General features: G+C 68.8%; 21 protein-coding genes. 17 read left to right on the forward strand and 4 right to left on the reverse strand.

What is annotated here, in order from left to right; translation table 11 throughout:
- Positions 1–53: 53 nt before the first annotated feature.
- The 5 genes from VFE83_RS02660 to VFE83_RS02680 all read left to right on the forward strand — a co-directional run bounded on the left by VFE83_RS02660 (position 54) and on the right by VFE83_RS02680 (position 6,179).
- Positions 54–860, forward strand: coding sequence for a lysophospholipid acyltransferase family protein (locus tag VFE83_RS02660; RefSeq protein ID WP_324903321.1), 807 nt, complete (start codon positions 54–56; stop codon positions 858–860).
- 67 nt (positions 861–927) lie between these two features.
- On the forward strand, positions 928–1,917 hold the full coding sequence (locus VFE83_RS02665; protein ID WP_324903322.1) for a YheT family hydrolase: 990 nt from the start codon (positions 928–930) through the stop codon (positions 1,915–1,917).
- A gap of 128 nt (positions 1,918–2,045) precedes the next feature.
- The gene (locus VFE83_RS02670; RefSeq protein ID WP_324903323.1) at positions 2,046–2,501 is read left to right on the forward strand and encodes a hypothetical protein; all 456 of its coding nucleotides are present in this window, start codon (positions 2,046–2,048) and stop codon (positions 2,499–2,501) included.
- Between the two features lie 864 nt (positions 2,502–3,365).
- Positions 3,366–5,438: a tetratricopeptide repeat protein gene (locus tag VFE83_RS02675; protein WP_324903324.1), complete on the forward strand. Its 2,073-nt coding sequence runs from the start codon at positions 3,366–3,368 to the stop codon at positions 5,436–5,438.
- A gap of 114 nt (positions 5,439–5,552) precedes the next feature.
- Positions 5,553–6,179, forward strand: a complete 627-nt coding sequence (locus tag VFE83_RS02680) for a YbhB/YbcL family Raf kinase inhibitor-like protein (protein ID WP_324903325.1) — start codon at positions 5,553–5,555, stop codon at positions 6,177–6,179.
- A 129-nt stretch (positions 6,180–6,308) separates the two neighbouring features.
- Here VFE83_RS02680 and VFE83_RS02685 read toward each other — a convergent pair whose 3' ends face one another.
- Both VFE83_RS02685 and VFE83_RS02690 read right to left on the reverse strand, forming a co-directional pair.
- Positions 6,309–7,163, reverse strand: coding sequence for an META and DUF4377 domain-containing protein (locus VFE83_RS02685; protein WP_324903326.1), 855 nt, complete (start codon positions 7,161–7,163; stop codon positions 6,309–6,311).
- Between the two features lie 71 nt (positions 7,164–7,234).
- Entirely contained in the window at positions 7,235–8,089 is an 855-nt protein-coding gene (locus tag VFE83_RS02690; protein ID WP_324903327.1) for an undecaprenyl-diphosphate phosphatase, read from the reverse strand.
- 287 nt (positions 8,090–8,376) lie between these two features.
- Here VFE83_RS02690 and glnA point away from each other — a divergent pair, with 287 nt between their 5' ends.
- The 6 genes from glnA (at position 8,377) to VFE83_RS02720 (ending at position 13,570) form a co-directional block, all read left to right on the forward strand.
- Complete coding sequence (gene glnA / locus VFE83_RS02695; protein ID WP_324903328.1) at positions 8,377–9,786, forward strand: type I glutamate--ammonia ligase; 1,410 nt, start codon at positions 8,377–8,379, stop codon at positions 9,784–9,786.
- Positions 9,786–9,935 carry a hypothetical protein gene (locus VFE83_RS02700; protein ID WP_324903329.1) on the forward strand — a complete coding sequence of 50 codons (150 nt, stop codon included), beginning with the start codon at positions 9,786–9,788 and terminating at the stop codon, positions 9,933–9,935. Before glnA ends, VFE83_RS02700 begins: the two co-directional genes overlap by 1 nt.
- An 86-nt stretch (positions 9,936–10,021) precedes the next feature.
- Complete coding sequence (locus tag VFE83_RS02705) at positions 10,022–10,489, forward strand: GNAT family N-acetyltransferase (RefSeq protein WP_324903330.1); 468 nt, start codon at positions 10,022–10,024, stop codon at positions 10,487–10,489.
- A 241-nt stretch (positions 10,490–10,730) separates the two neighbouring features.
- Positions 10,731–11,459: a TorF family putative porin gene (locus VFE83_RS02710; protein WP_324903331.1), complete on the forward strand. Its 729-nt coding sequence runs from the start codon at positions 10,731–10,733 to the stop codon at positions 11,457–11,459.
- Between the two features lie 67 nt (positions 11,460–11,526).
- Positions 11,527–11,865, forward strand: a complete 339-nt coding sequence (locus VFE83_RS02715; protein ID WP_324903332.1) for a P-II family nitrogen regulator — start codon at positions 11,527–11,529, stop codon at positions 11,863–11,865.
- Positions 11,866–12,187: 322 nt separating this feature from the next.
- Positions 12,188–13,570 carry an ammonium transporter gene (locus VFE83_RS02720; protein WP_414674677.1) on the forward strand — a complete coding sequence of 461 codons (1,383 nt, stop codon included), beginning with the start codon at positions 12,188–12,190 and terminating at the stop codon, positions 13,568–13,570.
- 69 nt (positions 13,571–13,639) lie between these two features.
- Here VFE83_RS02720 and VFE83_RS02725 read toward each other — a convergent pair whose 3' ends face one another.
- Positions 13,640–15,022: an amino acid permease gene (locus VFE83_RS02725; RefSeq protein ID WP_324903333.1), complete on the reverse strand. Its 1,383-nt coding sequence runs from the start codon at positions 15,020–15,022 to the stop codon at positions 13,640–13,642.
- Positions 15,023–15,169: 147 nt separating this feature from the next.
- On the opposite strand from VFE83_RS02725, the gene VFE83_RS02730 reads away from it, so the two are divergent.
- Positions 15,170–15,403 carry a hypothetical protein gene (locus tag VFE83_RS02730; RefSeq protein ID WP_324903334.1) on the forward strand — a complete coding sequence of 78 codons (234 nt, stop codon included), beginning with the start codon at positions 15,170–15,172 and terminating at the stop codon, positions 15,401–15,403.
- Between the two features lie 92 nt (positions 15,404–15,495).
- The gene (locus VFE83_RS02735; protein WP_324903335.1) at positions 15,496–16,533 is read left to right on the forward strand and encodes a nitronate monooxygenase; all 1,038 of its coding nucleotides are present in this window, start codon (positions 15,496–15,498) and stop codon (positions 16,531–16,533) included.
- A gap of 24 nt (positions 16,534–16,557) precedes the next feature.
- Here the strand turns inward: VFE83_RS02735 and VFE83_RS02740 are convergent, their stop codons facing one another.
- Complete coding sequence (locus VFE83_RS02740) at positions 16,558–20,316, reverse strand: hypothetical protein (protein ID WP_324903336.1); 3,759 nt, start codon at positions 20,314–20,316, stop codon at positions 16,558–16,560.
- A 273-nt stretch (positions 20,317–20,589) separates the two neighbouring features.
- Here VFE83_RS02740 and VFE83_RS02745 point away from each other — a divergent pair, with 273 nt between their 5' ends.
- From VFE83_RS02745 to VFE83_RS02760, 4 genes are all read left to right on the forward strand, one after another.
- A complete protein-coding gene (locus VFE83_RS02745; RefSeq protein WP_324903337.1) occupies positions 20,590–21,564 on the forward strand; it encodes an MBL fold metallo-hydrolase in 975 nt (324 codons plus the stop codon).
- Positions 21,565–21,792: 228 nt separating this feature from the next.
- Positions 21,793–22,536: an endonuclease/exonuclease/phosphatase family protein gene (locus tag VFE83_RS02750; RefSeq protein ID WP_324903338.1), complete on the forward strand. Its 744-nt coding sequence runs from the start codon at positions 21,793–21,795 to the stop codon at positions 22,534–22,536.
- A gap of 44 nt (positions 22,537–22,580) precedes the next feature.
- The gene (gene clsB, locus VFE83_RS02755; protein ID WP_324903339.1) at positions 22,581–23,750 is read left to right on the forward strand and encodes a cardiolipin synthase ClsB; all 1,170 of its coding nucleotides are present in this window, start codon (positions 22,581–22,583) and stop codon (positions 23,748–23,750) included.
- Positions 23,747–24,700, forward strand: a complete 954-nt coding sequence (locus tag VFE83_RS02760) for a lysylphosphatidylglycerol synthase domain-containing protein (RefSeq protein WP_324903340.1) — start codon at positions 23,747–23,749, stop codon at positions 24,698–24,700. The genes clsB and VFE83_RS02760 overlap by 4 nt, the downstream gene beginning before the upstream one ends.
- Positions 24,701–24,823 lie beyond the last annotated feature (123 nt).

Consider the following 24,823-nt stretch of genomic DNA (forward strand, 5'->3'; position numbering starts at 1 on the left):
GATGTGCGTGTTGGCGCTGGCCGGCACGTCGTGCCTTCGGTATCGTGCGGTGAATGAATGCGCCGTCCCCCCACGCCGGCGCGACGGCGCCTCTTGAGGCGCCCGCCGCGCGCGCGCTCCGTTATCTGATCCGCGTGCCGCTGCTGCTGTGGCACGTGGTCATCGACCTGCCGCTGGTGCTGCTGCTGACCACGCCGCTCACGCGCGGCATCCGCGTCGGCGACGAACCGCTGGAACACCGCGCGATCCGCGCCTGGTCGGCCGGACTGATGCGCGTGTTCGGCTTCCGCCTGCGCCGCATCGGCGAACCGCTGCCCGGCGCGGCGATGTTCGTGGCCAACCACGTCAGCTGGATCGATATCGAAACTCTGCACAGCCAGCGGATGATGGGCTTCGTCGCCAAGCGCGAGATCGCCAGCTGGCCGGTGGTCGGTTGGCTCGCGGCGCGCGGCGAGACCATCTTCCACGCGCGCGGCAGCACCGAGTCGCTGGGCGGCGTGCTGCACGAGATGCTGGCCCGCCTGCGCGACGGCCGCTCGGTCGGCGTGTTTCCCGAGGGCGGCACGCGCGGAGGCCGCGAGATCGGCCCGTTCCACGCGCGCATCTTCCTGGCGGCGGTGGAAGCCGGCGTGCCGGTGCAGCCGGTGGCGCTGCGCTATGGCGAGAGCGGCGAGGCCCAGCACGTGGTGGCCTTCCAGCCCGGCGAGAGCTTCCTGGCCAATTTCCTGCGCCTGCTGGGCGAACCGCCGCGGCTGGCGGAGATCCATTTCCTCGATCCCATCGCCCCCGGCGAGACCGACGGGCGGCGCCGCATCGCTGAACTGGCACGCTCGCGCATCGTCGAGGCCATGACGAGCTGAGCTTCACGTTGTCAGGTGTATGGGCGCTAGTGCGAGCACTCGATTCCGACCGGCTATGGTTCCCGCCATGCTGACCGCTTCCGACTACCGTCCGCCGCGCTGGCTGCGCAACGCGCACGTCCAGTCGGTGCTGGGCTCCAGTCCGATGCGGCGGGTGCACGGCGAACGCAGCCTGCATGCGCTGGGAGCGGTCAGCACAGCGCACGTGGTCGATGCCGGCGATGGCGTGCGCCTGCAGGGCGTGCACACGCGGCTGGAGCAGGGCTCGCCGCGCGGGCTGGTGCTGCTGCTGCACGGCTGGGAAGGCAGCGTCGATTCCAGCTACATGCGCCTGACAGCCACGGAACTGCTGCGCGCGGGCTTCGAGGTGTTCCGCCTCAACTTCCGCGACCACGGCGACACGCACCACCTCAACGAGGGCCTGTTCCACTCCAACCGCATCGACGAGGTCGTGCACGCGGCGCGCGAAGTCGCGCGCCTGTACCCGGACCGGCCGATGGCCGTGGCTGGCTATTCGCTGGGCGGCAACTTCGCCTTGCGGCTGGCGCTGCGCGCGCCGATCGCGGGCGTGCCGCTGGCGCACGTGGCCGCGGTCTGCCCGGTGCTGGATCCGGCGCGGACGATGGAATCGATGGAGCAGGGCCTGCCGGTCTACCTGTGGTATTTCGAGCGCAAGTGGCGCGGCTCGCTGGCGCGCAAGCGCGCGCTGTTCCCGCAGCTGCACTCGTTCGACGACCAGGTGCTGGCGCTGCGCATGCGTCCGCTCACGCAGTGGATGGTCGAGCGGCACACAGACTTCGGCACGCTGGAGCGCTACTTCGACGGTTATTCCATCGCCGGCGACCGGCTGTTGGCATTGCAGGTGCCCGCCAGCATCCTGATGGCCGAGGACGATCCGGTCATTCCGATCGACGGCTTCCGCATGCTCAACCTGCCCGCCAGCGCGCGCCTGGAAATCTCGCCCTGGGGCGGTCATTGCGGCTTCCTCGAAAGCGCACGCCTGGACGGCTTCGCCGAGCGCTGGATCGCACGACGCATGGTCGAGGCGCTGTCCTGACCGCCGTGATGTGCGGATGTGTGTCAGCCATGACACAAAAACGGGCGTTTGCCGACAGCGCGCATTCAAGCGCGCGCGACTAGCGTAGACAGGCAGCGACGCTCCCGTCGCTCCGTGCGAGGCCTCCCATGAAACGCGCCCTTGTCCTGATCGGCTGCCTGCTCGCACCGGGCTTCGTCCTGGCCCAGTCGAACGATTCGCCGGAAGCGCGCGCGCTGGACCTGAGCGTGCCGCAGGCCCCCGTCGCCTTCGTCAGCGTCGACCCGGGCGCGGGCTACCGCAGCGATCCGCCCGGGACCTGGTACGGCGACCACAGCGGTCGCGCGCTACGCACGGACGAGCCGCAGGCCGTCGCGAACGGGGATTGGCAGATGCACGGCAGCGTGTCCGCTGGCATTGGCTGGTCCAAGCGCGCAGGCAGCAGCAACTGGCAGGCGGCCGACATCCATCTGGACAAGACGTATACCAACGACGAGGGCGACACGAGTCACGTCAACCTCAACATCAGCGTCGGTCGAGGCGATGGGCCGATGTTCGGGCCGGGGTACTTCGGGCCGTATGGACCGGGGCCGATAGGCTGGTAGGTGTGGCTCGCTGTTGAGCCACTCTGTCGGGACGCCGCCGCTCCTTGGTTCGTCATCCCGGCGCAGGCCGGGTTCCAGCGCCTTCTACGTGTTTCCTCCGTTGCGTGCTCCAGCGACGGGCGCGTTGGTTCTTCGCTCGTTGTCCCGGGAAAGCCGGGATCCATGTTGCCGTGGCTCTTGCTCGTCAGCCGTTGCTCTTGATCGTCATCCCCGCGAAGGCGGGGATCCAAGGACTTTTCACGCTTTCCCGTTGGCGCGTCCGCCACGAAAGCGCCAAAGCTTCCGTCCGTCTAAAGCCGGCCGGGTCTCTTTTCTTTGCTGACCCAAAGTCCGACTGGATTCCCTTCGGTCAAACGTAACCAAAAGAAAGGGTCCTCCCCGACACAGCAATCCCACTGCGGAAAAGGAGTCGGGGCCCCGCAAGTCGGCATCCGTGCCTCCTTGCTTAGCGCCGCACATCCATGTGCGACGCCCTCCGGGTCTAGCGATGTGCTGGGCTGTTCAAGAGCAAGAGCAAGAGCAAGAGCAAGAGCAACAGCACACAGCCACAGCAACCGCAACAACAGCAGCAGCAACAGCAACAGCCACCGGCACATCGCCACCGCCGTAGCCGTACCCGTAGCGAAGCCGTAGCCACGCAACACCGCCAACGCTATTGCTCGTCATCCCCGCGAAGGCGGGGATCCAGGGACTTTCCACGCTTTACTGAATGCGCCGACATCCCAGGCGCCTTTCACCTTCGTCCCGCGCAGCGCCCGGTCGTGGCGGTCGCCCTTCCGGGTTCCCAAGCCCTGCCGCGTTCCGGCCCAGCCCGCCCGGAACATCCCGCTACAATCGCGGTTTTCGCCAGTTTCCGAGCCGTCCATGTACGAACCGATTCTCGACGCCCTGCGCCGCGGCGCCGCCACCGAGGCGCTGAGCGCCGCCCGCGAGGCCGTCTCCGCGCAACCGCAGGACGCCACCTCGCACCGGCTGCTGGCGGCCGCGCTGCGCCTGTCCGGCGAGCGCGAGCCTGCGCTGGCCGCGATCGGCCAGGCCATCGAACTGGCTCCCGAAGACGCCAACCTGCACCTGGAACGCGCCGGCCTGCTGCTGCAGGAGCGCCAGCTGGACGAGGCCCAGGCCGCGCTGGCCCGCGCGACCGGGCTGGATCCGAACCAGTTCCCGGCCTACGTGATCCAGGGCCACCTGGCGATCGGCCGCGGCGACCTGGATGAGGCCGAGCGCCTGGTCCGCACTGCGGCGCGCATCGCGCCGGAGCACCCGCACGTGGCGGCCATCGAGGGCTCGCTGGCGATGCGCCGCGGCGACGCCGACCGTGCGCTGGCCATCCTCAGCCGCGCCGCCGAGCGCTTCCCGGGCGAGCCGCAGCTGCGTCACGCGCTGGGCTTCGCCTATCTGGCGAAGGGCCACTTCGCCTTCGCCGAGCAGGCCTTCCGCGCGCTGCTGGAGAGCGATCCGACTTCGCGTCCGCTGCGCCTGCTGGTCGCCGACCTGATGCGCCGCCAGGGCCGTCCGGGCGAGGCCGCAGAGGAACTGGCGCCGCTGCTGGAAGGCGCCGACGCCGGCGCGCCGCTGCAGCGGCTGGTCGGCGAGCTGGAACTGGAAGCCGGCCGCAACGAACGCGCGCTCGAACTGCTGCGCCAGGCGTTCGCCACGCAGCCGCGCGATCGCCGCAATGTGTTGCCGCTGGTCGAGGCCTGGCGCCGTCTCGGCCTGGCGGACGAGGCCCGCAGCACGCTCGATGCCGCGCTGGAAGAACATCCGCAGACGCCGGACCTGTGGCGCGCGCGCCTGCTGTTCGAGGAATTCGCCGGCGAGGCCGCGCGCGGCATCATCGCGCGCTGGCGCGAAGCCATGCCCGAGCACGTGCCGGCGCTGGAAGCGCAGGGCACGCTGCACGACCGCACGGGCGAGGCCGACGAAGCCGAAGCCATCGCCCGCCGCATCGTCGAGCTCGCACCCGGCCACACGCAGGCCGAGCTGCGCCTGGTTGATGCGCTGCTCAAGCGCGACCCCGACGCCGCCGTCGAGCGCGTCGAAAGCCTGCTGGCCCGCGCGCCCGATCCAAACGTGCGCCGCACGCTGCGCCAGCTGCTGGGCCGCTGCCTGGACATCGCCGGCCAGCCCGACGCAGCCGCGGCGACCTGGGCCGAGTTGCACGCCGAGGTGGTCGACCAGCGCCTGCCGCTGCCGCCGAGCAGCAACGGCATCGGCCAATATCCGGAACTCGCGCCACTGCCCGATCCGGCCTCCGCGGTGCTGCTGCTGTGGGGCGCGCCGGGTTCGCTGGTCGAGCGCCTGGCCGGCACCTTCGACCAGGCCGGCGCGCCGCTGCGCGCCGACCGCTTCGGGCCGCAGCCGCCGAACGATCCGATGCAGCGCTACACAACCGTGCCGGGCCTGCTCGATGGATCGCTCGACCCGGCCTACATGGTGAGCCTGTGGCGCGCGGCCCTGCCGACCCGCGGCATCAACGACGGCAATGTGTTCGACTGGCTGCTGTGGTGGGACAACGCGCTGCTGCTGGGCCTGCGCGCGCACCTGCCGGAGGCCGTGCTGATGGTGGCCGTGCGCGATCCTCGCGACATGCTGCTGGACTGGCTCGCCTTCGGCGCGCCGATGCCGCTGGCGCTGCCCTCGCCGGAGGATGGCGCGCGCTACTTGGCCAACGTGCTGGCGCAGATCGCCGATCTGCACGAGCAGGACCTGTTCCCGCATCGCCTGCTCAAGCTCGACGAGATCGCCGAGGATCCCAATGCCCTCGCGCAGGCCATCGCCGACGCGCTGCAGATCCGCGTCCTGGTGCCGCCGCGCGAAATGCTGGGCGTGCAGCGGTTCGAGGCGGGCCGCTGGCGCCGCTTCCGCGACGCGCTGGGCGACGCGTTCGAGTTGCTCACGCCGGTCGCGCAGCGCCTGGGCTATCCGGCCGAGTAAGACGGTCCGTTCCTCTCCGCTGGAGGGGACGGCCAAGCAGGCGATCCGGCCAGTTCCGGATCGCGGTTTCGAGGTTTGCGATTTCCGTACGTCAGCAACACCGGAGAGCACGCCATGCAGATCCGCAGCAACAGCTTCCAGCACCGCCAGCGCCTGCCGGCGGAGTTCGCGGCCGGCCAGCCCACGGCCGACGGCTTCGGCTTCGCGCCCAACCGCAATCCGCACCTGGCCTGGGACGACGTGCCGGCCGGCACGAAGTCGTTCGCGCTGCTGTGCATCGACCCGGACGTGCCCACCGTGCCGGAGATGGTCGGCAAGGAAGGCGTGTTGATTCCCGCCGACCAGCCGCGCGCCGACTTCGTGCACTGGGCGATGGCCGACATTCCGGCCGACGTGCGCGAGATCGCCGCGGGCAGCTGCAGCGACGGCGTCGTCCCGCACGGCAAACAGCAGCCGTCCGGCCCGGCCGGTGCGCGCCAGGGCATCAACGACTACACCGGCTGGTTCGCTGGCGACGAATCGATGCGCGGCGACTGGCACGGCTACGACGGCCCGTTCCCGCCGCCCAACGACCTGCGCCTGCACCGCTACTTCTTCCGTCTGTTCGCGCTCGACATTCAACGCCTGGACCTGCCGCAGCGCTTCACGGCCGCGGACGTGCTCAAGGCCATCCACGGACACGTGCTGGACGAGGCGGCGATCTACGGCACGTACTCGCTCAATCCTTCGGTGAAGGACTGACGGGGACGGGCTGCCGGTCGGTGTGTTCCCGACGCAGGACGGCCGCCGTTCCGTAGGAGCGAGCTGGCTCGCGACGAAACGTCGCAAGCGTGTCGCCAGCAAGCCGGCTCCTACGTGGCGGTCACGACATCAACTGCGCGGCGAATCCTTGGTGACTTCCGACTCGACGACCATGTCGAGCACGTAGGCCACCTGCTCGCCCTCGGGCTTGTTGCCGGACACGAAGCGCTTCACCCGCACGACATTGCGCGTGCCTTCGACGTGCTTGAAGCCATCGATGTCCTGGTACAGCGGCTGCCATTCCGGCGGCGTGCCGGTGCGCAGGCCCTGCTCGTCGAACTTCACCTCGCGCACCTGCAGGCATTGCCGGTTGGGCGCGGCCGGATGCGTGCACGGCTTGCTGTGCGGCGCGATCTCCAGGAACACGGTTTCTCCGGGCCCGCCGAAGCGCGTTTCGGCCGTCGGTTCGCCGCGGAAGGTCAGTACGTCGCCGCCGGACGACGTGAGCGTCAGCACCGGCGTGTCGCCACCGGTCAGCGCGGCGGTCTGGCGACCCTGCAGGCGCTGGCTCACGGCCTGGTCCAGCGCCATCAGGCGCGGGTCCGAACAGGCCATCTGGGTGGAGGCGAGGTCGCCGACCGTCAGCACGTCGCCCTCGAAGGAGTAGCGCCCGCCGATGCGGTTGCAGGCATTGGACACGCCGATGCGATCGTCGCGGAAATCCAGCTGCACCGGTGCGTCGGCGCGCACGAACAGCGCCTCGATGCGCTGGCCCCTGGCGTCCACGGCGCGGTCCAGCGTCCAGTGGTAGCGGCCCAGCATGGCGGCGTCGAGCGCCGCGGTGGTCGAGGCGGTGGCGGGTACGGCCGACGGCGTGGCCGGCGCTTCGGCAGGCGGCGCTGATGCGGGCGCGGGCGTCTCCTGCGGCGAGCGCGTGCAGGCCGCCAGGGTCAGGGCGAGGGTGAACGTCGCGAATCGCTTCATGGTGATCTCCTGAAGTGGTGGAGCCCAGGAACGAACCACTTACGACAACGGGGTGATGCGGCGGGCGCGCGTCAGCTTCCGGACGGCACCAGGGCCAGCAGCGCGGCGCCCAGGATGAAACGGTAGATCGCAAAGGCCGTGAAACGGTGGCTCTGGATGTAGCGCAACAACCATTTCACCGAGATGAAGGCGGTAATGGCCGACGCCACGAAGGCCACGCCGAGCGCGCTCCAGTCCTCATGCGCGGCCTCGCCGCTGCGCAGCACCGAGGTCAGCTCGTAGGCGGTGGCGGCGAACATGGTGGGGATGCCGACCAGGAAGGCGAACTCGGTCGCGGCCGCACGCGAGGTGGTGCCGGCCAGCAGCGCCACGAAGATCGTCGCACCCGAACGCGAGGTGCCCGGGAACACGCCCGCCACGACCTGCGCGATGCCCACCAGGATCGCCACCGTCCAGGTGATCTGCCAGCGTTCGCCCAGCACGGCCGCGCGCCTGGCCGCGAAATGCTCGGCCGCGATCATCCACACGCCGCCCAGCACCAGCGCCCACGCGATCGGCGTGACCTCGTCGGGCAGTTCGAAGCCCAGCTTCTTCACGATCACGCCCAGCACCGCGGTCACGCCGAACGCCACCGCCAGCTTGAAGGCGTAGTCGCGCGACATCGCCGCGTCCATCGGCACGCCGGCCGGGCTGTGCTCGGCGATCGCACGCCGGCCCAGGAAGCCCATCGCCAGGTCCCACAGGCGCTGCCGGTAGATCAGCACCACCGCGAGGATCGCGCCGGCCTGGATGGAGATGTTGAACAGATCGCTGCGATGGCCCAGCCAGCGCTCGGCGATCAGCAGATGGCCGGTACTGGAGATCGGAAGGAACTCGGTGATGCCTTCGATGATGCCGAGGAGCAGGGCGGCGAGCAGATCGGTCATGTGTCGGGGGTTCGCAGGGGGATGTTCGGAATTGCGGGCGCCGCACGCGGACGCCAGGCGCGAAACGGGGCAGCATACCGGATGGGTGCGTGTGCACCGGGTTGATGCATGGGCCCGCGGCGGCGCCCCGTTTTGGTGCGCTCAGCCAGAGGGCTCGATGCAGCGGCCAATGGAATCAATCTGTTACGGTCGCGTGAAAGTTGGCACGACCTGTGCTTCATCTCATCCGTCACCGGTCATCCGGCCGGTCCAACATCCCCCATTCCAATCCGAATCCGGAGCAATCAATGTCGATCGAACACGTAGAGAAGCTGATCAAGGACCACAAGGTCGAATTCGTGGACCTGCGCTTCGTGGACATGCGCGGCGTGCAGCACCACGTCACCTTCCCGAAGTCGATCGTGGAGCCGAGCCTGTTCGAGGACGGCAAGATGTTCGACGGTTCGTCGATCAGCGGCTGGAAGGGCATCAACGAGTCCGACATGGTGCTGCTCCCCGACGCGTCCACCGCGTTCCTGGATCCGTTCACTGCCGATCCGACCCTGGTGCTGACCTGCGACATCCTCGACCCGGCCACCATGCAGGCCTACTCGCGCGATCCGCGCGGCGTCGCCAAGCGCGCCGAGGCCTACCTGAAGTCCAGCGGCATCGCCGACCAGGCCTTCTTCGGTCCGGAGCCGGAATTCTTCATCTTCGATTCGGTCCGCTTCGCCAACGACATGGGCCACACCTTCTTCCACATCGATTCGGAAGAAGCGCACTGGAATTCCGGCCGTGAGTACGACGGCGGCAACACCGGCTACCGTCCGATGGTGAAGGGCGGCTACTTCCCGGTCGCCCCGCTGGATTCGCTGCACGACATCCGCGCCGAGATGTGCAAGACGCTGGAGCAGGTCGGCATGGAAGTGGAAGTGCATCACCACGAAGTGGCCAACGCCGGCCAGTGCGAGATCGGCACCAAGTTCAACTCGCTGGTGAAGAAGGCCGACGAGCTGCTGACGATGAAGTACGTCATCAAGAACGTCGCCCACCGCAACGGCAAGACCGCCACCTTCATGCCCAAGCCGATCGTCGGCGACAACGGCAGCGGCATGCACGTGCACCAGTCGCTGGCCAAGGGCGGCGTGAACCTGTTCTCCGGCGACGGCTACGGCGGCCTGTCGCAGATGGCGCTGTGGTACATCGGCGGCATCTTCAAGCACGCCCGCGCGATCAACGCCTTCGCCAACTCGACCACCAACAGCTACAAGCGCCTGGTGCCGGGCTTCGAAGCGCCGGTGATGCTGGCCTACTCGGCGCGCAACCGTTCGGCTTCGTGCCGCATTCCGTACGTCGCCAACCCGAAGGCGCGCCGCATCGAGATCCGCTTCCCGGATCCGATGAACTCCGGCTACCTGATCTTCGCCGCGCTGATGATGGCCGGCCTGGACGGCATCAAGAACCAGATCGACCCGGGTGCGCCGAGCGACAAGGACCTGTACGACCTGCCGCCGGAAGAAGAGAAGAACATCCCGACCGTCTGCCACAGCCTCGACCAGGCGCTGGAAGCGCTCGATAAGGATCGCGACTTCCTCAAGGCCGGCGGCGTGTTCACCGACGACTTCATCGACGGCTACATCGCGCTGAAGATGCAGGAAGTCACGCGCTTCCGCGCCGCGACGCATCCGCTCGAATACCAGATGTACTACACGATCTGATGCGTACCGGCATGCGAGCGGTGTTGGCTTCGGGCCGGCAGATGTCCGGCCCGGCGCAGCGCGCCGTGCGTTTGGAAGCAACGCGCGGCAGTGCCGCGCGGGCGTTTCTTCCTCACCCGCTCGACTACCGGATGGGTTTCACGATCTGAGCAATAAACGGCCCGGGGCGAATGCTCCGGGCCGTGTTCGTTTCGCACCACGCACGTCCACGCAACTCGTCCCCACGGAGCACGCGATGGAGATCCGCACCGGCGGTCTCGACCATCCCGAAGTCGTCGCGCTGCTGCAGGAACACCTGCAGAGCATGGCGCAGCTGTCTCCGCCTGAAAGCATCCACGCGCTCGACCTCGACGGCCTGCGGCAGTCGCAGGTCACCTTCTGGTCCGCGTGGGACGAAGAAGAGCTGATGGGCTGCGGCGCGCTGAAGCAGCTCGACGCCGCGCACGGCGAGATCAAGTCGATGCGCACCGCATCACGGCACCGCCGCAAGGGGGTGGCGGCCGCGATGCTGGAGCACATCCTCGCCGAGGCAGGGCGTCGCCAGTACCACCGGCTGAGCCTGGAAACCGGCTCCATGCAGGGCTTCGACGCCGCGCGCCAGCTGTATGCGCGTTTCGGTTTCGAGTTCTGCGGTCCGTTCGCGGACTACACGGACGATCCGAACAGCGTCTTCATGACGCGGGCCGTGCCGACGCGGCCGTAACGCAGCACCGCACTACTACCACCACAACCGACGAGGTGAACAAAAACGACGGGCACTGCCCGCCGCAAGGCGAGTGCGTCCCCACGACAACCCGGGCACCGACGGATCGCCCGACGTTGCAGAGCACGAACACCAATGACCGGGGAGGGGCCACCGCTTATGAGGAGCCTGCGTCATGTCGTCTCGCATTGCTGTCCGCAACACCGCTGCATCGAACGCTGTCCGGTCCGGTGCATCGCTCATGTCCGTCGCACTGGCCGGCGTGCTCGCGCTCGTCCTGCCGGTGGATGACGCCCGCGCCGGCGTGTCCGGCTCGGTCGCGTTGACCAGCGACTACATCTTCCGCGGCATCTCGCAGAACAACCAGGAACCCGCGCTGCAGGCCGGCGTGGAATACGCGGCCGACAGCGGTTTCTATGTCGGCTCGTGGGGCAGCAACGTCAGCTGGCTGTCCGACACCGTCGTGCCGGACGACGACATCTCCAACAGCGTCGAGCTGGACTTCTACGGCGGCTATCGCGGCAAGTTCAACGACACGGTCGGCTTCGACGTCGGCGCGCTGTACTACTGGTATCCCGGCGACTATCCCTCCGGCTTCAACAGCCCGGACACGGGCGAGATCTATCTCGGCATCACCGCCGGCGTGTTCGCCGCCAAGTACTTCTATTCCGTCACCGACCTGTTCGGCTACGCCGACTCCGACGGCAGCGGCTATCTGGATGCGTCCGTGAACTGGGAGTTCGTGCCGACGTGGACGCTCAACGCGCACGCCGGCAAGCAGTGGATCGAGAACAACGAGGACTTCGAATACACCGACTGGAAGCTCGGCGTCACCAAGTCCTTCGACGGCGGTTTCGCCATTGCTCTGGCCTACACCGACACGGACGCCGAAGAGGCGTTCTACACCAACGCGCATGACAACTTCCTCGGCGACGACACCGTGGTGTTGACGCTGACCAAGACGTTCTGAGCGCGCCGATGAGCCATCCAAGACCCGTCGTCCCAAGACGAATCGTTCAAACCCAGGGAGCTGCGAGATGAAACTGATCACCGCGATCATCCGGCCGTTCAAGCTCGACGAGGTGCGCGAGGCGCTCACCGAAGTGGGCGTGTCCGGCATCACCGTCACCGAGGTGAAAGGCTTCGGCCGGCAGAAGGGCCATACCGAGCTGTACCGCGGCGCCGAGTACGTCGTGGATTTCCTGCCCAAGCTCAAGGTCGAGTGCGCGGTGTCGGAATCCCTGCTGGAAGCCGCGCTGGAAGCGCTGGCGAATGCCGCGCGCACCGGCAAGGTCGGTGACGGAAAGATCTTCGTGCAATCGCTCGAGCGCACGGTGCGCATCCGCACCGGCGAGCTCGATGACGATGCGTTGTGAGGGACAGACGATGAAGACAACCTCCCACACCAACGTTGCACCACGCGCGCCTCGTCCTTCCACGTGCACTGGGATGCCTTCAGCCCCTGAGCCGTCATTCCCGCGCAGGCGGGAGTCCATCGATCCGATCGCCTCAACTTCGACGAAAGAAGGAATCCCCACCGTGACGCTCTCACAGATGGATCCCCGCCTTCGCGGGGATGACAGCATGGGCGCAAGTGCGTCCTCGCACGACTCAATCCGACCGGCGAATGGAAGCCGGCAGGCCGACGAGCGCCGGCGCGCAATCGACGCGTTGCGAAGTCCGCGTCTGGTGGGCTTGCTGGCGGCGCTGTGCGCGTTCCTGCTACCCGCTCTCGCATTCGCCCAGGAAACCGCCACCGCCGCCGCACCGACCGCCAACAAGGGCGACATCGCCTGGCTGCTGGTGTGTTCGGCGCTGGTGATCTTCATGACCCTGCCCGGGCTGGCGTTGTTCTACGGCGGCCTGGTGCGCAGCAAGAACGTGCTGTCGGTGCTGATGCAGTGCCTGTTGGTGTTCTCGCTGGTGGCGGTGCTGTGGGTGCTGTACGGGTACTCGCTGGCGTTCACGCCGGGCAACGCATTCATCGGCGGGTTCGACCGCGTGTTCGCCAAGGGACTGGACGCCACGGCGATGGGCGCGACGTTCACCAAGGGCGTGTACATCCCCGAGCTGGTGTTCTTCGTGTTCCAGGGTGCGTTCGCGTGCATCACCTGCGCGCTGATCATCGGCGCGTTCGCCGAGCGGGTGAAGTTTGCCGGCGTGATGCTGTTCACCGTGCTGTGGTTCACCTTCGCCTACACGCCGATGGCGCACATGGTGTGGTTCTTCCCCGGACCGGATGCGTTCACCAGCAACGACGCCGTGCCGGGCGTGCTGGCGCAGTCGGGCTTCCTGTTCGCCAAGGGCGCACTGGATTTCGCCGGCGGCACGGTGGTGCACATCAACGCGGCCATCGCCGGCCTGGTGGGTTCGTACGTGATCGGCAAGCGCGTGGGCTACGGGCGCGAGGCGATCAAGCCGCACAACCTCACGCAGACCATGATCGGCGCGTCCATCCTGTGGGTGGGCTGGTTCGGCTTCAACGCCGGTTCCGCGCTGGAAGCCAACGCGGTCGCGGCCCAGGCCTTCGTCAATACCTTCCTCGCCACCGCCGCCGCGGTGCTGGGCTGGACCGCGGTGGAGTGGGTCAGCAAGGGCAAGCCGTCGATGCTCGGTGCGGCGTCGGGCGCGGTCGCGGGTCTGGTCGCCATCACGCCGGCCGCCGGCTTCGTCGGCCTGTGCGGCGCCCTGATCATCGGTGCGCTGGCGGGCGCGGTGTGCCTGTGGGGCGTCAACGGCCTCAAGCGCCTGCTGGGTGCCGACGACGCACTGGACGTGTTCGGCGTGCACGGCGTGGGCGGCATCCTCGGCGCGCTGCTCACCGGCGTGTTCGCCTCGCCCGCGCTGGGCGGCTCGGGCATCTGGGATTACGTCACCGAAACCGCGCTGCCGGAATACAGCATCGCCTCGCAGGTGTGGATCCAGCTGCAGGGCGTGCTGGTGACGGTGGTGGTCTCCGGCGTGGTCGCGCTGGTGAGCTTCCTGATCGTGAAGTACACCGTCGGCCTGCGCGTCAGCGAGGAATCCGAACGCGAGGGCCTGGACATCACCTCGCACGGCGAGTCGGCCTACGAGAGCTGACGCCTGCTCAACCTAGCATCGCGGCGTGCGCTTTCCCCTCCCCGCGCCCGCCGCTGCAACGCGCGACGGTCAGACCGTCGCGCGTTTTTTGTTGCGCATGCGACGTGCGATGTCGCAGGCAATGGCAATCGCCGCGGTCAGCGCCGCCATCGACAGGAACTGCCCGCGCGTTTCAGGCGAAGACAGCAACAGGCCGAAGATCATCGCCAGGATCGCCAGCGCGCCGACCGTCAGCCACGGATAGCCGCGCATGCGGAAAGGCAGCGGCGTACCGGCGCGATCGGCGCGGCGGCGCAGGATCAGCTGCGACACCAGCGAGATCGTCCACACCAGCAGGCAGGTCGAGCCGACCACGTTGAGCAGCACCGGCAGCACGCGGTTGGGGTACCACAGCTCGAACACGGTGGCGATGAAGCCGAACAGCACGCACGACAGCACGGCCATCGCCGGCACCTGCGCGCGGCTCACGCGTCCCAGCCAGCGCGGTGCCTCGCCGCGTTGCGCCAGCGAGAAGATCATCCGCGAGGCGCCGTACAGGTTGGCGTTGAGCGCCGACAGCAGCGCCACCACCGCGACCAGCGTGATGGCGGTCGCCGCGCCCGGGATGCGCGCGAGTTCCAGCACGGCGGCGAACGGCGAGCGCAGCGCCTCGCTGGTCCACGGCACCACGGCGACGATCACGCTGATAGAGCCGATGTAGAACACCAGGATGCGCCAGGCCACGGTGCGGATGGCGCGGGCGATGCTGCGCGAGGGATCGGCGGTTTCCGCCGCCGCCACCGCGACGATCTCGGTGCCGCCGAAGGCGAACACCACCACCAGCAGCGCCGCGCCGATGCCGGCCCAGCCCTTGGGCGCGAATCCGCCGTGAGCGGTGAAGTTGGACAGCCCCGGCGAGGGCACGCCGGGCAGCAGGCCGAACACCAGCGCCGCGCCGATCAGGATGAACACCACGATGGCCACGACCTTGAGGATCGCGAACCAGAATTCGAACTCACCGAAGTTGCGCACGCCCATCAGGTTGATGGCGGTGAACACCACCATGAAGGTCAGCGACGCCAACGGCACCGACAGCTGCGGCCAAACCGTCCCCAGCAGGCCCGCCGCGCCGACCGACTCGGCCGCGATGACGATGACCAGCTGCACCCACCACAGCCATCCCACGGTCGCGCCGGCGGTCGCGCCCATCGCATCGGCGGCGTACACCGAGAACGCGCCGCTGGCCGGCTTGGCCGCGGCCATTTCGCCCAGCGCGTTCATCACGATGATCACCAGCGCGCCGGCGACGAGGTACGAGACCAGCACGGCCGGTCCGGCGGCCTGCACGCCCACGCCGGAGCCGAGGAACAGCCCGGCGCCGATCGCGCTGCCCAGTCCCATCATGATCAACTGCCTTGGCTTGAGCGCGTGGCCGAGTTGCGAGGCGGCCGGGGAACTGGATTGGGCGGACATCGGGTCTTCGGCTGGGAACGGGTGCGACACCATACCGTGTCCGGACGGGCTGCTACCGTGCCGGAAGCATCGCGCCGACCCCGGCGCAGTCATGCCACCGACCGTATGGCGCGCTAACGTTGGGGTGTCGTTCCGCGGAGAAATCCCATGGACACCCGCAGCCAGACCCTGCCGCCCGGCTGGCGCCTGCAGGCGCTCGGACCGTTTCCCGACACACGCAAGTGCGTGCTGCGCCTGACCAATCCGGAAGGCGACGAAGTGGCCTGGCTGGTCGACGAGCACATGGCCCAGTGCGGGGTCGTGAAGCAGCTGGCGCAGGCCCTGGCGCTGACCGGCGAGACCTTCGTGGAGGACGTGGACGAACTGTCCGGGCCGTTGTAGTCGCCGGGGCAGCGCCGCCCGCGGCGGCAAAACCGCCGGGCGGGCCGGCTGCGACAATGCGGGGCGTCGCTGCGCCGTGACCGGAGACCGCCATGACCGACCGCCTGTTCGACCTGCCGCTTCCGCTGCTGCAGGCGCCCATGGCTGGCGTGCAGGGCAGCGCGCTGGCGATCGCGGTGTGCAATGCGGGCGGGCTCGGCGCGTTGCCCGCAGCCACGCTGGGCGCGCAGGCGCTGGCGGACGAGATCGCCGCGATCCGCGCGCAGACCGATGCGCCGTTCAACGTCAACTTCTTCTGCCATCCGGCGCCGCAGCCCGATGAAGCGCGCGAATCCGGTTGGCGCGCGCTGCTGCGTCCCTATTACGACGAGCTCGGCCTGGACCCGGATGCCGCAGCATCGGGGCCATCGCGCGCACCGTTCGGCGAAGCCGCCGCGGAGGTGGTCGAGGCGCTGCGCCCGCCGGTGGTCAGCTTCCACTTCGGGTTGCCGGCGGCGCCGCTGCTGGAGCGCGTACGTGCGACCGGCGCCAAGGTCATCTCGTCCGCGACGACGGTGGAGGAAGCGCGCTGGCTGGAGGCGCGCGGTGTCGACGCGGTGATCGCACAAGGCCTGGAAGCCGGCGGGCATCGCGGTCAGTTCCTGTCGCCCGATACGGCCACGCAGGTCGGCACGTTCGCACTGCTGCCGCAGGTCGCCAGGGCGGTGCAAGTACCGGTGATCGCCGCCGGCGGCATCGCCGACGCGGCCGGAGTGCGCGCCGCGATGGCGCTCGGTGCGGCCGCGGTGCAGGTGGGCACCGCCTACCTGCTGTGTCCGGAAGCGAGCACCAGCGCCGTGCATCGCGCCGCGTTGCAGAGCGACGACGCACTCACCACCGCGCTGACCAACCTGTTCACTGGTCGCCCCGCGCGCGGCATCGTCAACCGCCTGATGCGCGAACTCGGCCCGATGCGCGACGATCTGCCGGCCTTTCCGCTCGCGGCGCCCGCGCTCGTCGCGTTGCGCAAGGCGGCCGAAGCGCGGGGCAGCGGCGATTTTTCGCCGCTTTGGGCCGGGCAGAACACGCGCGGTTGCAAGACGGTCGGTGCCGCGGAGCTGACGCGCGAACTGGCGCGAGGCTTCGCGTAGCGCCGCGCAAGCTCGCGCGGCGCATTATCTGTAGAGATCGGCGACGGCGTAGGTGCGGCCTTTGCCGTTTACCAGCTCCTCCGGCAGGAACTGGTGGTTGATCAATCCGTCCATGATCTGCTTGGCCTGCGTGAGGTTAACCAGTGGTGCCAGATTCGAGCAGCTGGCCGTCATCTGGTTCTGTGCATCGGTGACCATCGAGGCGGCGTCGGCGGCGTCCAGCTTGAGCGTGTTGACCAGGAAATCCGTGGCGCCCCCGCTGCCCGTATTCGCCAACCATGGCAGCGAGGCCAAAGGCCTGGCTGTGGCGCCGCTGCAGCCCAGAGCCTCGCGTTCGTAGGTGACCATCTGCTTGAACGAGGTGGGCCGTCCGGTTTGGCGGAACTGGTCGATGTGCACGAGTTCGTGCCGCAACACGATCACTCCGAAGCCGCGCATGAGCTGCACCGCTTCATCATTGGTGGCGCCGTTGCGCTCATGCTCACTGATGCCGGCCAGGTATGCGTCGACGTCGAAGTAGATGTCGCTGGAGCTGTTGGTCCATGCAAACAGGCCGATGGCGCTGAAACGTGCGCCGTAGCGGTGCGCCTTCATCGGATGCAGCCGGACGTTCTGGAGCGATGCGCCCGAAGCCTGTGCATCGGCACGCAGGTGCGAAAACACCAGCGTCTGCAGCGCGGCGTGCACTGCAGCCGACGGCAGCACCATCCCGGCCAGCGCGCCCGCGACCGCGCCGCCGCCGAGCGCCTGCGTCGTCCCCGTCAGCAACGCGGGCGAGATGCCGGTGGCCGAGGTGTCCGCGAACGCCAGCTCGCGCGAGATCGGCGCCATGCCGCCCGCTTCGCCGCCGCCGCTGCCACCTCCGCTGCCACCACCACCGCCGCCGCCACCGGCGGCCTGGAACTCGGCCTGGCTTTCGGTCACGCGCAGGCCGTTCGATCCGGCCGACACGCCGCGCTGATCCATGTCGCGCCCGTGGTTGATGCGTGCGCCGTCGGCGGAGATGTTCGAGTCCGAACCGCCGCCCGCGGCACCGCCTCCACCGCCGCCACCCTGCTTGGTCTGCTGCGCCACCTTCCACATGTCCGCCGCGGCCTGTCCCATCGCCACGGCCTGGTCGGCCGCGGTCTTGTAGTTGGCGCTGGCCTGCCGGCCGGCTTCGGTGGCGGCGTCCAGCGTGCCCGTGGTAGAGGCCTGCGCCAGCGCCTGCGTGCCGGCCAGGCCGCTCATGTCGCGGAACAGGCTGGCGCTGGCCAGCGTATTGAGCGCGGCCGAAAGCCCGGCCGGTTCCGGCAGCGTGGTCGGCGTGAGCACGTTGAGCACCGGTGCGCCCAGCTGCCCGGGCTTGAGATCCTCCGTCGTGCCGCGGCTGCCGGTGGCGACCGGAGCGATCTCCGGCGGCTGCAGCGGGATCGGCGAGTCCTGCCAGTTCCAGAAGCGGGTGATGTCGAGCTTCTCGGCGGAGTTCGACCGGCCCAGCACAGCCTCTGCGAACACGCCGCCGGTCGGGATCGGCACCAGCCGGTCGTCCTGCTGGTCTAGCTTGAGTTCGCGTTGCAGCAGCAGCTCGGACCACTTCATGCCGCTGTCGTCGACACCGGCGTCCTCATCCATGGCCACCGGCGCGCGCAGCACCAAGTAATTTCCCGCCACCGCCAGCGGCTTGGGTTCGACCTGGTCGGTCAGCGGCCGCCCCTTCCAGCTGAAGCGCGACATCAGCATCACCAGCGTCGCCGAGTCCAGGTTGCGCAGCACGGCCTGCGAGTAGTGCGTGCGGTTGGCCTGCAGATGCGCCAGCAGCTCTTCCTTGCGATTGGCCGGATCGGCGGCCACGTACGCCACTTTCTGCATCGCCGTGCCGGCGGCCAGGTCGAGCGCGATGGGCAACTCCAGCGTCTCCGCCCCGCTGCGCACATGCAGCGTCATCGTACCCGCGTCGGCATCGGCGCCGGTCTTGGCGACGTGGATGCCGGTGACGTTGCGCAGCAGCAGCCCGTTGGGGAAATCCACCCGGAACGTCGTGGCGGGGACCGCGAAGGTGCTGTCGTCGCCCGGCACGCCGGGCTGGTCGAAGCGCACGCGATCGGCGCCGACGCCGTCGAACGACACCGCGGCGACCACCACGTCGCCCGGCACGACGCCGGCGAGCGGACCCGGCCGCGTGATGCGGCGGACCACCAGCGGCGTGGCGGGAGCAGGCGCGGTGAGCACGCTGCCACCGGCGGTGGTTCCACCCGTCGCGGGCGCGGTCGGTGTCGACGTCGCGGTGCCCTCGATCACGCGCGCCAGGTGTGCGGTGGCGACCAGGCTGGCCGGTGCGATCTCGCTGAACACGATCGGCAGCGGCACGCGCGCCGCCGTGCGCACTTCCACCTCGCCGCGATCGTCCAGCAGCAGCGCGGCGATGCGCGGATTCAGCGCGGCGCCCAGCAACGAGCCGCGGAAGCGTGCCACTGCATCGCCCGCGTTGGCCGCGCTGAAATCCAGCAGTTCGAACGGCAGGAACAGCACGCGCTGCACCGACTTCACCCGCACGACGACGCGATACACCTGCACCACTTCGTAGTACTGCACCGTGAGCGCGTGCATGTGGTTGTAGTTGGCCACTACGCGCGTGCTCACTTCCTCGTGCTCGGACTGCGAGACTTCGCGCACCGCGGATGCGCGCCGGTTGCGCACCGAGGCCGAGTGCTGCTCGGTACGCTCGTTGGCGTGCTGCGCCATCTGCGCCGTCACCGAGCGGTTGCCGATGGACCAGGACGTGCTGCTGGCCTCGCTCTCGGTCACCGACTCGCTCGACGAACTGCCCGACCCGCCGCCGAATCCCAGCACGCCGCTCACGCCCTTGAACGCGCCGGCCAGGCCGCCGCCGACGCTCCAGCCGCCGGCCTTGCCCTTGGTGGTGGACTTGGCCCAGCCGGACGTCATCGAGCCGCCCGACTGCATCTCGCCGGCGACCGCGTTCTGCACTTCGCTGATGGCGCGCGAATGCTCGGTGGCACTATCCAGGCGCTCGGACTCGTCGATCGATTCGGTCGACGTGGAGCGCGTGCGCCGCGACCAGTCCACTACCGCGATACGCGTGGCTTCGCCGGGCGCCAGCGCCAGCGAATGCAGCATATGTCCCAGCGTGATGCCCTTGGCGAACCACGATTGCGACAGCGTGACCAGCGCGCCGACCGCCGGCTGGCCGAAGCCCACCGGGTCGTCGATCACCGGCTGCAGCGGGATGGTGCCGGTGAGTGGCTGCTGCGACGCGTCTGTCGCCATGCCCAGCATCACCAGCGATTCGTAGTACACGCGCTCGGTCGGGTATTCGCCCAGGCGCGGACGCAGCGCCTCGGCATGCACGTCCTCGACTTCGCCATCGGCGCCGCTGGCCATGCTGAGCAGGCGCTGTGCGATGTGGCGCGGCGGCCACAGCGCGAACTCACGCAGGCTCTGCACGTCCAGTGCCTGCGAGATTGCGGTGGCGTCCTCGTCCGACAGCCCGCGCAGGTGTCGCAACGGCAGTCCGGGGATCTGATCGGCGGGTACCTGTGCGACGTCCTCCAGCAACGGTGCGGGCGCGGGCTCGGCGATGTCGCGTGCGGCGATCGCCGCCGAGGCGTGCGCGAACAGCCACGACGAGCCGAGCTCGAAGATGCTGCTGATGCCCACGCGCTGCAGCGCGGTCGCTGCCTCGTCGCTGACGCCCAGCAGGGCGGACACCGGCTTCTGCAGCGTTTCGTCGAGGGTGAGGCCGGAAAGGCCTGCCTTCAAATGTTCGGCGACGTCGGTCATGTTCGCCTCTCCCTGGCCGTCGCGGCGGTATTGGCGGATCGGATGGCGGCAGCCCGAATGGGCCTCATCCCTTGCAACGCGCATGGTCCTTGCGGGCGGCCAGCGCCTGCATGGGGGCGATGCGCAGGCCGCGACAGGGCCCGTTCACGGAATTCAGCAGCGCGATTCATCGCCTTGTTGGGCGCCACTGCCAGCGCCTAAGCTCGCCGCCACGACTTTGCCTGCACGTGCAGGCGCGTCGCGCAGGTCCTCTCCCCATATCGAGTGATTCCAATGAACCGCAAACCGCTTCACGTGCTGGTCGCCGCACTGGTTGCCGGCGCCATGCTGTCCGCGTGCTCGGAACAGCCGTCGTCCGCCGATGACTCCGCAACCGCGACTCCGGCGACAACCACCGCCAGTGCGGCGCCTGCTGCGGCGGCACCGGAACCGCAAGCCGCCGATGTGTTCCGCTTCCGCGTCGGTTCGCTCGACGCCGTTGCGCTTAAGGATGGCGACATCGACGTCGCCAACGACGGCAAGGTGTTCGGCGTAGGCCGTCCCGCCGCCGACGTGGCGGCATTGGTTTCCGCGGCGGGTGAGCCCGCCGACGTGCTGCACCTGAGCATCCAGCCGATGCTGGTGCGCGCGGGCGACCGCGTGCTGCTGTTCGACACCGGTGCGGGCGACGTGAAGTGGGCACGTGCTGGACGATTGCAGGACGTGTTGCGTTCCGCTGGCGTCGAAGCCGCGCAGGTCACCGACATCTTCATCTCGCATCGCCATCCCGACCACGTCGGCGGCCTGCTGACGCGCGAGGGCACGCTGGCGTTCCCCAACGCGTCCATCCATCTGTCCGCGCCCGAGTGGGACGCGCTGAAGGGCGACGCGGACGCGGCGTCGCTGGCACGCGCGATCACGCCCAAGGTCGCGACGTTCCAGCCCGGCGCCGAGGTGGTGCCAGGCGTTGTCACCGCGGTGGCCGTCAACGGCCACACGCCGGGGCACAGCGCGTACGAGATCGCATCGGGCGACGATCGCCTGCTCTACATCGGCGATTCGGCGCACCACCATGTGATCTCGGTGCAGCGCCCCGAATGGACCATCCAGTACGACGAGAACGCGCCCGAGGCCGAAGCAAGCCGCCGCGCGCTGCTGCAACGCGCGGCCGACGGCAACCTGCGCGTGTATGCGGTGCACTTCCCGTTCCCGGGCATCGGCCACGTCAAGGCGCAGGGCGACAGCTTCGTGTGGGTGCCCGAACACTGATCGACGTGGCGTAATGCCACACCGGACAGCGCACGCCGTGCGCTGTCCGGTTGCATGCAGCATGTCGCGCGCGGCATGGCAGCAGACCCGACACTTCGCTGCGAATCGGCGCCGCACGACGGCGTTAAACACACGTGAATGCCGGCGCGCAGCGCGTCGTGCGGCATCCTCACGCGACAGCAGGACACGCGGCGGCAGAATGCGGGCAGGTTTCCGCCGATCCGCTTCATGGCTTCGATCAACGTCCTGACCGTCAACGTGCACATGGGATTCAACCTCCTCAACCGGCGCTTCGTGCTGCCGGAACTGCGCGAGGCGATCCGCGAGGTTTCCGCCGACATGGTGTTCCTGCAGGAAGTGCTGGGCGAACACGCGCGGCACGCCAGGCGCCATCCGGACTGGCCGCAGGCGACGCAGTACGAGTTCCTGGCCGACACGCTGTGGACGCAGTTCGCCTACGGGCGCAACGCCGTGTATCCGCACGGGCACCATGGCAACGCGCTGCTGAGCAAGTTCCCGATCGGGTTCCATCGCAACTGCGATGTATCGGTGGACGGACACGAACAGCGCGGCCTGCTGCACTCAGTGCTGCGCATTCCAGGTTTCGAGCAGGAGATCCACACCGTCTGCGTGCACCTGGGCCTGCGCGAATCGCACCGTCGGCGGCAGATCGCCCTGCTGTGCAGCATGGTCAACGAGGAGATCCCGGTCGACGCGCCACTCATCGTCGCGGGCGACTTCAACGACTGGCGCGTGCGTGGTCATCGACTGCTGCATCGCTGCGGCCTGGTGGAAGCGTTCGAACAGACGCGCGGAAGGGTCGCGCGCACGTTTCCGTCGCGCTGGCCGACGCTGCCGGTGGACCGCATCTACGTTCGCAACGCACGCGTGGAGGAAGCCCGCGTGCTGTCCGGTCGCCCGTGGTCGCACCTGTCGGACCACGTACCGCTGCTGGCGAGGATCGCGCTGTGAGGTGGCCGCGCGCGCTGCAGCCGTGCTGGCGTCCCGGACATCGGGTGCATCTGCTCGAGAACGGCGAGGAGTACTTCGCGCGCGTGTTCGAGGCCATCGATGCGGCCAGGCGCGAAGTGCTGATGGAGACGTTCATCTGGTTCGAGGACAAGGTCGGGATCGAACTGCACAAGCGCCTGGTGGCGGCCGCGAAACGAGGGGTGCGCGTGCACTTCCTGGTGGATGCGTTCGGCTCGCCGGACCTGTCGGAAACTTTCGTGCACGAACTCACCGAGGCTGGCGTCGAGCTGCGCATGTACGATCGCCAGCCGACGCTGTTCGGCATCCGCCTCAACGTGTTCCGGCGCATGCACCGCAAGCTGGTCGCGATCGACGAGGAGCTGGCATTCGTCGGCGGCATCAACTACTCGGCCGACCACCTGCAGGACTTCGGCCCGGAGGCCAAGCAGGACTATGCGGTGGAGGTGCAGGGGCCGGTGGTCGCGGACATCGTGTCCTTCATGCGCCGGGCGATGGTGACGCGCGGCACGGGCGAGCAGTGGCAGCCGGCACCGCCTTCGTCGGACGCGGCGCGGGCCGGCGCCACCGTCTGCTTCGTGCCGCGCGACAACGGGCGTCGCTCGCGCGCGATCGAGCACCAGTACCGGCGGGCGTTCAACGATGCGACGCGCGAGATCGTCATCGCCAACGCGTACTTCTTCCCGGGCTACGGGTTCCTGCGCGACCTGCGCCGCGCAGCGCGACGCGGCGTTGACGTGCACCTGATCTTCCAGGGCCAGCCCGACACGCCGCTGGCCCTGATGGCGGCACGCGCGCTGTATCGCTATCTGGTCGATGCCGGCGTGCACATCCACGAGTACTGCGAGCGTCCGTTCCACGGCAAGGTCGCCGTGATCGACGGGCAGTGGAGCACGGTGGGTTCCAGCAACCTCGACCCGCTGAGTTTCTCGCTGAACCTCGAAGCCAACGTATTCGTGCGCGACGAGGCGTTCGCGCGCGTGCTGCGCGAACGCCTCGGGCACCTCATGCAGCACCACTGCCGCGTGGTGGAACCGGCGAGCGTGCCGCGCGGACGCTTCTGGCAGCCGATCACGCGCCCGCTGCTGTTCCACGTGCTGCGCAAGTTTCCCGAATGGGCCGGATGGCTGCCGGCGCACACGCCGCGGACCGCGCTGGTGCGACCGCCGGCGCATGATGCGGAACCCACGTCATGAGCGCGCGGCGCGCGCGTGGACGGCGCTGGCGCCGCATCGCCTTCTTCGTCTTCCTCGCGGTGGTGGCGGTGCTGCTGGTGCGCTACGCCGCGTCGGTCGACTGGCCGCAGGTCGGCGCGACACTGGCCGGTTACAGCGCGCTGACGCTGGCCAGTGCCGCGGCGCTGACGGTCGGAAGCTATCTGCTGTACTCGTGCTACGACGTGGCCGCGCGACGTTATGCGCGCCATCACCTGCCGGTGCCGCACGTGATGGCCATCTCGCTGGTGGCCTACGCTTTCAGCCTCAACGTCGGCGCGCTGGTCGGCGGCGCGGGTTTCCGCTACCGCATGTATTCGCACGCGGGCCTCGGCATCGGCGCGATCAGCCGCATCGTCGCGTTCACCGTCAGCACCAACTGGATCGGCTACCTGCTGCTGGCCGGCGCGATCTTCGCGATGCGCGCGGTGGCGCCGCCGCCGCAGTGGGGCGTGGACATCGGCCTGCTGCCATGGATCGGCGTGGCGATGCTGCTGGCGGTGGGCGCGTACCTGGGCGCATGCCGGCTGTCGCACGGACGCGTGTTTCACGTGCGCGGGCATCACCTGCGCCTGCCGTCGCTGCCGCTGGCGCTGCTGCAGGTGGCGATGGCCGCATGCAACTGGTCGCTGATGGCGTGGCTGCTGCACCTGTTCATGCCGCCGGAGGTGTCCTACGGCACCGTGCTGGGCACGTTGCTGCTGGCGGCGGTGGCCTCGGCCATCGCCCACATCCCGGCTGGCATTGGCGTGCTGGAGGCGGTGTTCCTGGCACTGCTTGGTCATCAGGTTCCGGCGCCGCAACTGCTGGCGGCGCTGCTCGCATATCGCGCCTGCTATTACCTCGGTCCGCTGCTGCTGGCGGTCGCCGGTTACGCACTGCTGGAAGCCCGCGTACGCCGTGCCGCCCTGGCCGGCGAACCTGTGCGTTGAGACTGCAAGAGGCGCCTGTCGGATCGCATGCGTCCGATAGGCCCCACGCATCGGCGTGAACGTTTCGTCACGATGCTTACGCTAATCTCCCAAAATTTTCCGCAGTGCTGCATGGCATGGGGG

Source organism: Lysobacter sp., assembly GCF_035655815.1.
Classification (GTDB): Bacteria; Pseudomonadota; Gammaproteobacteria; order Xanthomonadales; family Xanthomonadaceae; genus Lysobacter_J.